The following is a 13,370-nucleotide window of genomic DNA, read 5'->3' as shown; positions in this document are numbered from 1 at the left end:
TGTTGGTGTATCCATCCGAGGCAAACACTACTTTTAAACAACGGGTCTTGCGTCGCGTGAAGAAAACATCGCGTCTCGCCTGTTTACGCACACGATCGGAGATCCTCTCTTCAAGTCCCAAAGATAGTGCCAGATGTTTCCGGGTTTGATTGCTTGGTTGACCGATTGGCAGCCTGCGGCGGCAAGCTGAAAGAGGGCTCAGACGGTCCGCTCAACGAACGGCAGCTCAGAGCCAGTGCTTCCGTTTTCTACGTTGCAGCGACTGTCTGGTTTGGAGATTCTATGTGGCGTTGTCTGGAACAGACACTTCAACGGGTTGTGACATCTCAAGTCGCCAATCATACGAAGATTGGGAAACCGGATAGATTTTCTTGCCGGTCTCTGGCTGAAGTGCACGCAATTCTTGTTGGGTCAATTTGTTCCCAGTTCCCCACTGTAGCTTGTGGGCGATATTGCTACTAACAAAAGGGAAATGAAAAAATGGCGGCTACCTGATCCATCTCAAGACATCTGCTGTACGAGTTCTGTGCAATCGTATTCTGGGTCGAAACCCTGAACTATTATAGAATGCGCGTCGTCCGCAGCCAATTGAATGTCGATTTGGCACCGTGGACCGTAGCTCCGTCCTTGCAGCTCGGGCACCCCTCGGAAATCACTGCGCTGTTGGAATGGTACGACTAACAACCATGGTACCTAGTCTCTTGCGGATGAAGAGAAGGGTCGCCAAAAACCTTTGATGCCGTAAATCTCGTCATGCAGTGACGAATACGAAAGACGGACAGTTCTCAGATTTCATTTGTAGTCAGTGCTCTGCACGATGAGCGCAATCGACAGCGCTCCGAAAAAGGGTGCCCTCAAAAAGGACACCCTACGATCAACTTGAGCAGTAGTTAAAGGTCAGCCGCCTTGACTGCGCTGCAAACCTTCAAGCACCTGATCAATCCCGAAGCTGGCCGCCTTGGAACGTGGCGGGTAGTCTACGAAAGTTGACAAGAACTGGCCGACAAACGCTTGAGCCGGGACCAGCAGGTAGAGCCGGTCAAAGCGCCACTGAGTATAGCCAGGAGCTTCGTCTTGGGCACGCTCAAACGGGTCGCTATAAAGGTCAATGATCTTTGGGAGGCGAAGAAACGTGAATGGTTCTTCCCAAACGTCAAAGCCTTCTGCGCGCTGTTCAGCAAATACCACTTTCCAACGACCATACCGTAGGTTCACAAGGTCGCCACCATCCGAGAAGTAGAAGAATTCTTTACGTGGTCCTTCTTCAGTTTCGCCTCGGAAATAGGGCATGAAGTCATAGCCATCCAAATGAACTGGCTCGTTTTCTTCACCGAACGGGGCCTCGGTCAGCATCCGTTCTTTCATATCGGTATCGCCAAGTGCGGACATGAACGTTGGGAACCAGTCGAGGTGGCTGATGATCTGGCTTGACTTGCGACCCGGCTCAATTACGCCCGGCCATTTGATCATCATCGGAACGCGATATCCGCCTTCCCAGTTGTCGTTCTTTTCACCCTTAAACGGTGTTGTGCCGCCATCGGGCCAGCTGAAGACTTCAGCACCATTGTCGGTGGAATACATGACAACCGTGTTGTCTGCGATCCCTAGCTCTTCCAGTTTATCGAGCAGTTCGCCAACCATACCGTCATGCTCAACCATTCCATCGGGATAAACTCCGAGGCCTGTAACACCCTCACTTTCAGGTTTCAGGTGCGTGTTGATGTGCATCCGAGTGGAGTTGTACCATAGGAAAAACGGCTTTTCCTGTTCGGCCGCGCGATCCATGAAATCGAGAGCGCCCGCCGTAACTTCTTCGTCGATGGTCTCCATACGTTTCTTGGTGAGCGGACCGGTGTCTTCAATTGTGCCATCCGCATTGGATCTGATGACGCCACGCGGACCAAAGTTCTTACGGAATTCCGGGTCTTTAGGATAGTCGACGTTTTCCGGCTCTTCTTCAGCGTTGAGGTGATAGAGATTGCCAAAGAATTCATCGAAACCGTGATTGGTAGGAAGCATTTCATCCAGATCGCCCAGATGGTTTTTCCCATATTGTCCGGTCATGTACCCCTTGGATTTCATGTATTCGGCGATGGTGGGGTCTAGGGGGCTCATGCCTTCTTTGGCACCCGGAAGACCGACCTTTAGCAATCCAGTGCGAAAGCCTGACTGGCCGGTGACAAATGACGCGCGTCCAGCGGTGCAAGATTGTTCGCCATAGCCATGGGTAAACAGCATACCCTCACTGGCAATACGGTCGATGTTGGGCGTTTCGTATCCCATCATACCCTGATTGTAAGCGCTGACATTCCACATACCAATGTCATCGCCCCAAATAACGACGACGTTTGGTTGACTGGACTGAGCAAAAGCAAACGACGTTAGGCCAAGCCCAGCAATCGTTGCCAATGCTAGGCTTCGACACCCTTTTTGAAAGTGAGATGTAAAATTCACTATTTTCTCCCCATACTTATTTTAGCCGACACTCCCCAATTGAAATGTCATCCCCTGCATGTTGCCGCTGTTTCGCGTTCCTATCAACCCTGTTGGTAACGCAGAGTTGTGCTTTGGGTATCTGCGCGAAACCTGATCTCTGCAGTCGGGGCAATCTAGCTAAGCGTCTGACCGACCCCCGTTTGGGTGGATTTTCCGGCCCACATTCGTTCAGCTTTTATCGCAACAGCCGTCATAGGTTAACTGGTGCTGCGGGCATGCCAGGCGTGCCTTGCGCCAATCTTTGTGAGCCAGAGCATGAACCAGAAGTCGAACCGCGTTTCGCGCAAAACCCTTGCAGGAAATTTACAGTGGTTGAGGCGAGCTTTTCTCGCCGGAATTTCGAATAGATCGGCCAATCCAGCGAGGCAAAGTGCGCTGCGTGCTTGACCATCGAAAGGTGAAATCGTTGTTTCGCGAGGGTTCACCGTTCGCAACTTCTTCGTATACGCAACAAGTAACGAGGTTCAGGAAGTCGTGCCCATGGTCAATGATGCGCTTGGTTTGCAGAGGTGCTTCCAACATGCCCACGAAGGATACCAATATCCTGCTGTGTGATATCTAAAACCATCTTAAAATTCCCCCTTGGTGCAATACAAAAGTTTATCCGTGACATATTCGGTCACTGGATGGTCAGCGAGGTGCCTGCCATCAAACCTGTTGGTATAAAAAGTCGGTTCAAGCTTGTTGAGTAATTTGCGCTGTGAGTATTCGATGGGCCCATCTGGCCATCGTTGACGGCTAAGTATTGCTTCGACACCGTTAACTTCTGACGTACCACGCAAAAACGTGTCCCTGTCATACGCGACCCCAGTTTCATCGGGGTAAGGAAGCCTCTTCCATTCGCCATGATCTTAGTCCGGAAATGTATTGAAGCCATCCGAGGAATGGTATGTGTGCCCTAATCCGCTATCAAAAAGCACATCTGATCTTGGCATTCCCCCAACGAGCGCGAGGCGTGCGTGGAGCGGGTTGAGATCAACGTCGACACCGACGAAAATCGAAAATTTTGGGAAAGTGACCTGATCCCATTTGCCACTTTCATTCAGGATGGAGACCGTACCACCGGGGGTAATAAGGCTCATCCCACTCTCGGCCCTATCAGCTCTTCCAGATTGCACACTAGAAATCGGAACCTTAATTCCCGCTGGCCATTGAACCTGAACCACCCTGTCGCTGCCCGGTACACTGGTGGTGTGATACATACTTACTATGAAGGGGCCGACCTCAAGAGGAGAGACCAAGTTTGGAACCAATTCGCAAGCAACGCCGCGCCCTTCATCATATTCTTGACTAATCTCTTACACCGAAAAGGAAAAATGGTCATTTTCATCATGGGGCAACGTTACACAAATGGCCGTTATTGACGCCTCCTGTTCTGCTCAGGTCAAAGCAAATTGTTGAGCTGTTCCAAAATCTTATGATAAAGCGCAGCAGGTTTTGAAGATCTTCGTGACGCTGCTTCGACGCAACCCTAGGCACCCCGTAAGCCCGCCGTACTCCTTGAGCTTGCTGCGGCGAAATTTGTAGATATTGGTGGAGTCCAAACGTTCGGCTTCTTGGCACCTCTGTTTGTTCAAGCTGACACCCAAAAGGAACCTCGTGATGCAAAATCCTGTCCCAAGCTATGCCCACGCTCTGCGCAGCCTTTCTGCTATTCTAGCAAAGGCGGAAACGCATTGCGACGATCGCAAAATTGACCCTAATGCCTTGCTAACATCTCGGCTCTTTCCCGATATGATGACTTTCACCCGCAACGTTCTGGTCACTTGCGACACTGCAAAAGGATTGGCGGCGCGGTTGTCCCAAACTAACAATCCTAGCTTTGAGGACAACGAAACCACATTCGAAGAGCTTCAGGCCCGTATTGCTAAGACGATTGCGTTCATGGAGTCTGTTCCAGATGCTGCGTTTGAGGGCGCTGAGCAACGTGATGTGGTCATGAAGTTTGGCCCAGAAGAACGGACCTTCACCGGATCTGCATATTTTACTGGATTTGCTGTGCCGAACTTCCATTTTCACATGACGACAGCCTACAATATTCTACGTCACAACGGTGTGGAAATCGGGAAGCGCGATTTCCTCGGCGCGAACTAATATGCGCCCTGCCTGAATTGTGGAGTTACAGTTCGGGCAGGGCGTTACTAAGAGTTCCTCGAACAACCTTGCAAAAGGTCACATCATCAAGGCCTTGCTGACCTTGGCTGCTTTCCCATCGTATTTGGAGGCATCCACACCAAGCTCAGCCAGAGCCATGTCGAGCTCATCCTCGGTCATCGCCTCTATGGCTAGTTCCGTCATTTTCATGATGTTGATCTTCCGCTGTAACGGCCCATTGGTTTCACCAAAGAAACTTCGGTTCTCAAACGCAAAATCATCCGCATACTTGGCCACAAAATGGGCAAGAAACGTGTTGATGCTTGTCCGTACACGCGGATCATCTGTCATTAAATCCGAAGATGCATCAAGCGTTTCCAGCATCAGACTGGTCCACCGCTCCGCGCCCTTATCGTTCATCAACTGCATTGCGTTGTGGGTGTGGTGGAAGTTCAGCCTGAACTCTGCTCCATGATAATACGGCCCGCCGCCCATCACGTCGACCCACATAGATGCTTGGGTGTTGATGTGATGTCCAATCCCACCAACCCGCTCAAAGACGGAAGTGAACCAAGCTTCATCCGCAAAAACGCGCTCGTAGAAGTTTTGAACAATCCGAACGATCGGGTCTTGGCCCAAAACGGAGTAGAGCTGCCAAAACTGAATGGGTTTTGACGCATCACTTGGCGCGGTCAGGGAGACGATTTCAGGCATCCGATGGGCTTCGGCTGGCAACAAACCTTTTGCGACCGCCGATGCGATGTAATCCCGCTGAATTTTTTCGCTCATGTAACCATGGCGCGTTGGGAATTTTGGAAGATCGATGCTTGCCATGATGCGCTCTCGCTGGGGTTTCAGCCCGTTTTGTTGCTAGATTGAATTCCGCGCGATTTAGACACTGTGCGGAGCAGTGAACTTAGGTGTGACACCTTTAGGTTTCAACGGGCGGTGCTGCTCCAACGCTCGATATCGAGAGGAAAAAATTTCCGCGCGGATGTTCCTGGCAGTTCTTACGTTGGAGTGGGAGGTTCGGAAAGTTGATTAAATCATGCTTGCAACTGATGTGAACCTTGGCTGTGCAATGTTCGAATTCACATCGTGCGGGCAACCTTCGAGTCCAAAGGCGCTTAAGCAAATTTGGCTAACTGTCTCGCACATGGTTTCGAGTGCATAAACGATGGTCAGCCAGGGACGCTAAAACATAGCAGTCCTCGGAAACGCCACTACCGTCGCAGCCCTTCGATATCCGACCAAGTTCTTTTTCCAGTGCTTTGAGCCGAGCGATCTTTGCGCGAACGTCCGCAAGTTGCGACGAGGCGATATCCGTCGCCGCTTCGCATGACCGATCTGGATGTTCTTGTAGTTCAATCAAGGAGGAGATCGATTCTATCGAGAACCCCAGGTCGCGGGCATGGCGAATGAAGCTGAGACGCTCCAGTCCAACTTGGTCGTAGCGCCTCTGGTTGCCTTCTGTGCGTTCAGGTTCAACCAATAACCCCATTTCTTCATAGTAGCGGATCGTCGGGATTTTGACCTTTGTACGCTTTGAAAGCTCGCCGATGGAAAACATGAACAAACCCCTTGAACCTCTAGTTACTAGAGACATTACACTAAGGGTAACCAGAGATAAAAGGGGGTTCTCCATGGGTAGTTGCTGCGGGCATGACGCCAAGTTTGATGGCGTTTCAGAAGATTACAAAAGGCGACTTTGGATCGTGATTGTGCTCAACGCGACGATGTTTGTCGTGGAGATGACGGCCGGCCATTTGGCACAGTCCCAGGCATTGCAAGCAGACGCTCTCGACTTTGCAGGCGATGCGCTCACTTATGGTATTTCCCTCGCGGTCATCGGGGCCTCAATCCGTGCCCGAACCAATGCGGCGCTGTTCAAGGGTGCCAGCCTGCTTTTGATGGGTCTCTGGGTTTTCGGATCGACTGTGTATCAGGTTTTCTATGTCGGTGTCCCCACGGCAAAGATCATGGGCGCGGTTGGTTTTCTTGCGCTGCTGGCCAACTTGGCGAGCGTGTTGCTATTGGTGCGTTACAAGGATGGCGATGCGAACGTGCGCTCGGTTTGGTTGTGTTCACGAAACGATGCCATCGGCAACGTTGCGGTGATGTTTGCAGCCTTTGGTGTCTGGGGCACAGCAAGCGGTTGGCCCGACCTAATCGTCGCGACGATTATGGCAGGACTGTTTCTGTCATCTGCGTTTCAAATCGTGCGCCAATCCCTCGCAGAACGGCAGGTGATGCTGAACCACGAGCTTATGGACGCGTGATGGAGATCGGGCTGGTTCGTCCTAGTTCAGGGATTTCAGTAGGGGCATTGGCTTCAAACCTCGAGTTATTGTCAAATCTGGTGTTTAAGGGTTTCTGGTCATGCGGCGATCTGGCTGTTTTCAGTGGCTTCAATTCCGTCTTTGAATGCGACGCCGGTGATGACTTTGGCGAGGTAGTCAAAGCCGCGTAGTTTCCTCCAGTTTTGCTCGGCGCATTGCCCCAGCTTGAACATCATGTGCAGCATGCCGGCGCGTGAGAGGCAGCCCTTTGATCGTTTGGTGCGATGACGGATCGTGGCAAAGGCGGATTCAATTGGATTACTGGTGCGGATGCTTTGCCAGTGTTGTGCTGGAAAGTCGAAGAATGCCATGAGTTCCTCGCGGTCCTTTTGCAGGCACAGCGTCGCCTTGGGGTATTTGGGTTCGTAGGTTTTGATGAACAAATCTAAGGCCTTGCCCGCATCATCTTTGGTCTCAGCCTGCCAGATGTTGTGGATCGCAGCTTTGGCCTTTGGCTGAGACAGCTTGGGCAAACAGTTGAGCACATTCATAGTTTTGTGTTGCCAACAGCGTTGATGACGGGTCTCAGGATAGACTTCATCTATGGCGGCCCAGAACCCCATGGCACCATCTCCAATAGCAAGTTTCGGGGCGTTCATTCCCCGGCTTTTGAGGCTGAGGAGAGCCTCGCGCCAGCTCTGCGTGGACTCGCGCACCCCGTCCTCAATAGCCAAGAACCGCTTCTTGCCACGGGCTGTTACCCCCACAATCACAAGGGCGCAGAGCTTGTCATCCTCGCCCCGAAGGCCGCTGTGGACACCGTCAGCCCAGATGTAGACCAAGGGCTCATCGTCCAACGCTGCCTTTCTCCACTCGCCGTATTCGTTGGCCCAATCGCGCTTGAGCCGTGAGACCGTATTTGCCGACAATCCCGCCGCATCAGGGCCCAGAAGAACCTTGAGAGCCGAGCCCATTTCACCGCTGGAGATGCCCTTCAGATACAGCCATGGCAAGGCCGCTTCCAACGTTTTGGTTCTGCGCACGTACGGTGGCACCAGGGCCGAATGGAATGTCACGGGCTGGCCGTTTTTTGAGCGAACCTTGGGAATGCGCACGTTCACGGGGCCGATGCCCGTTTGGAACGGGCGCTCGGGATGATGCCCATTGCGCACAACAGTCGCATGACCGGCCTCAGTGCGCGCGGTGGTAAACTGAGACAGATAGCTTTCAAGCTCAGCTTCAACGGCTGTTGCGATCAATTGCTGCGCTCCTGTTCTCAATAAATCCGTCAGCGCGTCCGTGATCCCGTCTCGACGCGAAAAATCAACAATGTTAGTCGTTTCCATGGTGGTGTATCTCCTTCGGTTGGGCTGCTGTCTCGCAACAACAAATCAACCAGATACGCCGCCAACCTTCAAATCCCCCAAACACCAGATTCAGTCATAGCTCTCAAACCTCTGGTCGATTGCTTATCCCGTGCGCCGCAATGGGTCTCCGAAACGCTACATTTGGCTCTCGCCAGCTGTGGTCTGGGCTTCAACTTTCGCACTCTTCGACCTCCTTGGGCCTCAGTTCTTCTGGACGAAATGTGCGTTCATTTCAAACTGCGCGAATATCGGCATTCGCTCAAATTTCAAAACTCTGAACCCGCCCCATGATGCCGTTTCATTTTTGAACCGGGGCTTTCTATGCGCCATGACTGTTTGCAAATCGCCTCAGGCTGGGCAGCGGCCGATTGTAACTGCCCCCTCTATCTAAAAAACAGAAAAGCTAAGTGCATGATGCTTCAGCTTTGTGCGTTTCTACGTAATTCTTGCACAATCCTACGGGGCACTTGCAAAACGGATGTGTTTGCTGAGTTCATCGCGTTAGAGTTCTCTTCGATTTGGAGGCGATGAATGAACCTGCTCAATTTTCTGGCTGACGTTAAAGAACACATCGCTCAAAGTGGCATTCCCGATGGGTTCCAGCACTGCGGTGTCCGTAACATGGGTGTAATGCAAACTCAGCACGCGAAATTTAATACATGCGCGGTGATTGATCCCCTGATTGGTCTGGTATTGCAAGGCCAGAAGACCGCACGATATGGCTCGAGGCAGGTCGAATATAGAGCTGGCGATGTGCTGATCGTCGGTCAAACGTTGCCAACCATATCTTCGATCCTGAACGCCACGCCAGATGTTCCTTTTATCGCGGCCTATGTCAGTCTTGATATGCAGGTCTTGCGCAATCTTTATAGCGACATCGATGGGGGCCGCGGCACAGACAATACGGCCCCAGCCTTTGTTACTGGCGCGGCCGAGGACGAGTTGATTGATGCAATGGCCCGCCTTTTCCGGTTGCGTCGCGATCCCGTCGAAGAGCAAGCCCTGGGGGCTGCGGCGCTGCGCGAGGTCTATTTCCGCGTCTTACGCAGCAAGCATGGCCAAGCGTTGCAGCAAATGATCCACCTCGACAGCAAGGCGAACCAAATTGCAAAAGCGATTGCGCACATCCGTAAGGAATACCGCAGTTCGATAAAGGCCGCTGACCTGGCGTCGATCGCTGGGATGAGCGCATCGATCTTTTACGAGAACTTCAAACAGATCACGGCTAATAGTCCGCTTCAGTATCAAAAAGACCTACGCCTGCATGAAGCGCAACGGATGCTTCAGCAAGCCCAGGCACCAGTTTCGCAAATCGCGTTGAGTGTTGGGTATGAGAGTGCCGCACAATTCAGCCGAGAGTTTTCGCGCAAATTTGGCGCAGCCCCCAGGACCTTTGTGGGCGCACAGGCAAGTTAGTGTCTTGTCCATTTCGCTTGGGTTTCGGAGAATTGTGCAAGGATCGCGGAGAAACGGCCCTCCTGATACCTGAACGCCAACGCTAAGTTACTTCCCATAGGTCAATGGATCGAACGGTCCCCAGCAACTGTGCATCGAAAGGAAGAACATGGCAATTTTAGATCAAGTCCCTCTTCAATCTGGTTTTCACGCGAAAAGCACCGCAAGCGAAGTTATGAAAGGCATTAACCTGACCGGAAAAACGGCCATCGTAACAGGTGGCTACAGCGGTCTTGGCCTTGAAACCGTGCGCGCATTGGCCAGCAAAGGTGCGAAAGTCATTGTTCCGGTTCGCTCTGAAGCAAAAGCGAAAGAGGCCCTTGCCGATATCGCGGGAGATATCACAACTGCGCCGATAGATTTGGCTGATTTGGGTTCCGTCAACTCATTTGCGGCCTCTATGCAAAACACGCTTCCGCAGCTCGATCTCTTGATCAACAACGCGGGTGTAATGGCAAGCCCAGAATCCAAGGTCGGACCTGGCTGGGAATCTCAGTTTGGCATCTGCCATATGGGTCATTTTGCGCTGACGCAGGGTCTTTTCTCCCTGCTAGAAAAAGCAGATGCGCCCCGTGTCGTCGCGCTGTCGTCGACCGCTCACAAGATGTCAGACATCCGCTGGGACGACATCAACTTTGAACACTCACCCTATGAGAAATGGCCTGCTTACGGCCAAGCAAAAACTGCGAACGCGCTTTTCGCCAACGCGCTTTCGCGTCGCTTGAAAGACGCGGGTGGGTTAGCTTTTTCAGTACACCCCGGTGGTATTTTCACCCCACTTCAACGCCATCTACCAAAAGAAGAAATGATCGCGATCGGATGGCTGAATGAAGATGGCGAACCCTCCGAGCTGGCCAAGGCGGGCTTTAAAACCCCCGAACAAGGTGCCTCAACAACGCTTTGGGCAGCGACCTCGCCCAAGTTGATTGGAATGCCTGGCGTATATTGTGAAGATGCAGACATCGCGGCGATGACGGATCCTGACAGCCCAACGGTTCGATATATCGGCGCGGATGCGCATATTTGCGACGACGATTCCGCAGAGCGACTTTGGGATCTGAGTGTAGATTGGCTCAAGAATACCTAAGGTTCGAAAGCCGATATCCTAGGCTTTGGCAGCCGCGAAGCTCCGTCTTCTCTAACAACGAATGAAAACATCAACATGGCTAGCAAAGAACCCAACAAGATCTTGATGGATAGTGGCTTTTCAGGCTGGACCGCAGATCGTTTGCCAGACTTGGCGGGCAAACTGTACGTAATCACGGGTGGAAACTCGGGTATCGGTTTTGAAGCCGCGAAGCATCTGGGCAGGGCAGGGGCAGACGTTGTTTTGGCTTGCCGATCCGTCGCCAAGGCAGACGACGCGGCGAAAGAGCTACAGGGGCAAATTAGGGGAAAGGTAGATGTCGTTCAACTCAATCTGAGCGACCTCTCTTCGGTACGAGCGGCAGCAGATGAACTTCGGGCAAAGTACAATAAGATCGACGCCCTCATCAACAATGCTGGTGTGATGCAAACGCCAAAACAGCAAACCGCAGATGGTTTTGAAATGCAGCTTGGTACAAATCACTTGGGCCATTTTCTACTGTCAGGTCTGCTCATAGATTTGGTTGAGGCAGCCGCAGGTCGGGTTGTTACGCTGTCCAGCATTGCGCATCTTTCTGGCGAGATCCGCTTTGACGACCTTATGGGCGAGAAGTCATATTCGCCCATAAGTGCGTATACTCAGAGTAAAGGGGCGAACTTGATGTTTGCGCTTGAGCTAGACCGCAGGCTGCAAGCGTCGGGGAAGAAGGCCGTGAGCATTGGTTGCCACCCTGGCTACACAAACACGAATTTACAAAGCACGGGTCCGACAGGGTTTTTCAACTTTCTATATAAGATAACCAACCCCATTTTCGCGCAATCAGGTCCCGAAGGCGCATTGCCGACAGTTCTTGCAGCGGCTGGTACCGAAGCGAAGCGTGGTGGCTACTATGGTCCGCAAAAGATGGCGGAAACCCGTGGCGCTGTGGGAGACGCAAAAGTCGCAGCATATATTTTGAACCAAGAAGCTGCCAAGAGACTTTGGATCGAAAGTGAAAGACTTGTTGGCTATCAATGGGCTGAGTAACTGGCGACGAAGCCGACTAGGATTGGTGCCCGGCGAAGTTCACTGATTCCAGCTAAATGGACGTCGCCCAGCAAATACATAGTGCCTGCTAGCTCACCGCATGACAAATGGGTCGGGGATCGGTTCGTCGCTGGTTCTTAGCCAGACAGCCTTAGTTTTTGTGTAGTCCAGTGCGGCTTGCAATCCGCCTTCGCGTCCGTGACCGCTCAGGCCGTGGCCTCCAAATGGGGCAATGGGGCTAACCGCCCGGTATGTATTCACCCAGACAATGCCTGCTCGAATGTTGCGGATCATGCGGTGGGCGCGGGTGAGGTCTTTGGTAAAGACGCCAGAAGCCAGACCGAACGCCGTATCATTGGCGATGTACAGCGCTTCTTCTTCTGTATCGAAACTCAAAACTGACAACACAGGACCGAAGAATTCGCTTGTAAGACACGGCGCATCAGGCGCGTTTGAACAATCAATAATCGTTGGCGGGAAATATATCCCGTCGCGGTCCAATCGCTCGCCACCTGTGATGACAATCGCCCCTGCCGCTTTGGAACGCGCCACCAAATCAACCGCCGTCTCGCATTGGCCAAGGGTGCAAAGCGGCCCGACCTCGGTTGCCATATCATCAGGGGCACCGATGACCACAGCCTCAGCCTTTTCCTTAAGCCGCGCCAGAAACGCATCTTTGATTTTGTTGGAGATGATCAACCGAGATCCCGCCACACAGCTTTGTCCGGTGGCCGCAAAAATTCCAGAGATTTGCGCGTTGACCGCACTTTCGATGTCGGCGTCCTCAAACACGATGAACGGAGATTTTCCGCCAAGTTCCAGAGACGTTGATGCAAGGTTTTCAGCCGAATTTCGCACGATATGGCGTGCGGTTTCCGGGCCGCCAGTGAATGCAATATGATCTACCTTTGGATGGCATGTCAGAACGGCCCCACAATCGGCCCCAAACCCGGTAATAATGTTTAGCACACCAGGCGGAAAACCGGCCTGGTCAAAGACGCGCGCAAATTCCAACATCGGGGCAGGTGCTTCTTCGGATGCTTTCAGAACCACGGTACACCCGGCAGCTAGGGCAGGCCCGATTTTGACGGCAGACAGAAACAGCTGCGAATTCCACGGAACGATGGCCGCAACAACGCCGATGGGTTCTCGACGCAACCAAACCTCCATGTCGGGCTTGTCGATGGGCAGATGCGTGCCTTCGATTTTATCGGCCAGACCGGCGTAGTAGCGGTAATATTCTGCGACGTAAGCAATCTGCGCTGAGGTTTCGCGGATGATCTTGCCGGTGTCACGCGTTTCTAAAGCCGCTAGTGATTGCGCATTCTGTGTGATCAGATCTGCAAGCCGGTACAGAAGCTTTCCGCGCGCCGAGGCCGTCATACCCGCCCAATATGGGGAGGCAAAAGCCGCGTGAGCCGCATCTACCGCAGCGTCCACATCTTGCGCACGCGCTTCTGGCATCATCGCCCAGACGTTTCCCGTCGCAGGGTTGCGGCTTTCGAATTGCGCGGATCCATCTGAGAATGCGCCGCCAATATATTGCTGAAAATGCTGCATCATATG

At 52.5% G+C, this 13,370-nt stretch carries 11 protein-coding genes; 5 read left to right on the top strand and 6 right to left on the bottom strand.

Going from position 1 to position 13,370, the window contains the following annotated elements:
- Positions 1 to 897: 897 nt before the first annotated feature.
- Positions 898 to 2,454 (bottom strand): arylsulfatase, encoded by a 1,557-nt coding sequence (locus C1J03_RS17835; protein WP_114887815.1) that lies wholly within the window; start codon positions 2,452 to 2,454, stop codon positions 898 to 900.
- Between the two features lie 893 nt (positions 2,455 to 3,347).
- Positions 3,348 to 3,578, bottom strand: a complete 231-nt coding sequence (locus tag C1J03_RS25400; RefSeq protein WP_162798584.1) for a hypothetical protein — start codon at positions 3,576 to 3,578, stop codon at positions 3,348 to 3,350.
- A gap of 520 nt (positions 3,579 to 4,098) precedes the next feature.
- On the opposite strand from C1J03_RS25400, the gene C1J03_RS17825 reads away from it, so the two are divergent.
- Positions 4,099 to 4,590, top strand: a complete 492-nt coding sequence (locus C1J03_RS17825; RefSeq protein WP_114887813.1) for a DUF1993 domain-containing protein — start codon at positions 4,099 to 4,101, stop codon at positions 4,588 to 4,590.
- 78 nt (positions 4,591 to 4,668) lie between these two features.
- On the opposite strand, the gene C1J03_RS17820 is transcribed toward C1J03_RS17825, so the two are convergent.
- Both C1J03_RS17820 and C1J03_RS17815 read right to left on the bottom strand, forming a co-directional pair.
- Positions 4,669 to 5,424, bottom strand: coding sequence for a globin domain-containing protein (locus C1J03_RS17820; protein WP_114887812.1), 756 nt, complete (start codon positions 5,422 to 5,424; stop codon positions 4,669 to 4,671).
- A 307-nt stretch (positions 5,425 to 5,731) separates the two neighbouring features.
- The gene (locus tag C1J03_RS17815) at positions 5,732 to 6,160 is read right to left on the bottom strand and encodes a MerR family transcriptional regulator (RefSeq protein ID WP_114887811.1); all 429 of its coding nucleotides are present in this window, start codon (positions 6,158 to 6,160) and stop codon (positions 5,732 to 5,734) included.
- A gap of 73 nt (positions 6,161 to 6,233) precedes the next feature.
- Here C1J03_RS17815 and C1J03_RS17810 point away from each other — a divergent pair, with 73 nt between their 5' ends.
- On the top strand, positions 6,234 to 6,869 hold the full coding sequence (locus C1J03_RS17810) for a cation transporter (RefSeq protein WP_114887810.1): 636 nt from the start codon (positions 6,234 to 6,236) through the stop codon (positions 6,867 to 6,869).
- Positions 6,870 to 6,967: 98 nt separating this feature from the next.
- Here C1J03_RS17810 and C1J03_RS17805 read toward each other — a convergent pair whose 3' ends face one another.
- The gene (locus tag C1J03_RS17805) at positions 6,968 to 8,215 is read right to left on the bottom strand and encodes an IS256 family transposase (RefSeq protein ID WP_114887352.1); all 1,248 of its coding nucleotides are present in this window, start codon (positions 8,213 to 8,215) and stop codon (positions 6,968 to 6,970) included.
- A gap of 552 nt (positions 8,216 to 8,767) precedes the next feature.
- Here C1J03_RS17805 and C1J03_RS17800 point away from each other — a divergent pair.
- The 3 genes from C1J03_RS17800 to C1J03_RS17790 all read left to right on the top strand — a co-directional run bounded on the left by C1J03_RS17800 (position 8,768) and on the right by C1J03_RS17790 (position 11,804).
- The gene (locus C1J03_RS17800) at positions 8,768 to 9,652 is read left to right on the top strand and encodes an AraC family transcriptional regulator (RefSeq protein ID WP_114887809.1); all 885 of its coding nucleotides are present in this window, start codon (positions 8,768 to 8,770) and stop codon (positions 9,650 to 9,652) included.
- A gap of 148 nt (positions 9,653 to 9,800) precedes the next feature.
- Positions 9,801 to 10,778 (top strand): oxidoreductase, encoded by a 978-nt coding sequence (locus C1J03_RS17795; protein WP_114887808.1) that lies wholly within the window; start codon positions 9,801 to 9,803, stop codon positions 10,776 to 10,778.
- Between the two features lie 75 nt (positions 10,779 to 10,853).
- On the top strand, positions 10,854 to 11,804 hold the full coding sequence (locus C1J03_RS17790; protein WP_174234476.1) for an oxidoreductase: 951 nt from the start codon (positions 10,854 to 10,856) through the stop codon (positions 11,802 to 11,804).
- A gap of 93 nt (positions 11,805 to 11,897) precedes the next feature.
- On the opposite strand, the gene C1J03_RS17785 is transcribed toward C1J03_RS17790, so the two are convergent.
- Positions 11,898 to 13,364 carry an aldehyde dehydrogenase gene (locus C1J03_RS17785; RefSeq protein WP_114887807.1) on the bottom strand — a complete coding sequence of 489 codons (1,467 nt, stop codon included), beginning with the start codon at positions 13,362 to 13,364 and terminating at the stop codon, positions 11,898 to 11,900.
- Positions 13,365 to 13,370 lie beyond the last annotated feature (6 nt).

This window comes from Sulfitobacter sp. SK012 (genome assembly GCF_003352085.1).
In the GTDB taxonomy this organism is placed as follows: domain Bacteria; phylum Pseudomonadota; class Alphaproteobacteria; order Rhodobacterales; family Rhodobacteraceae; genus Sulfitobacter.
Note: the sequence above shows the minus strand (reverse complement) of the source record. Positions and strands in the feature narration are given on the sequence as shown.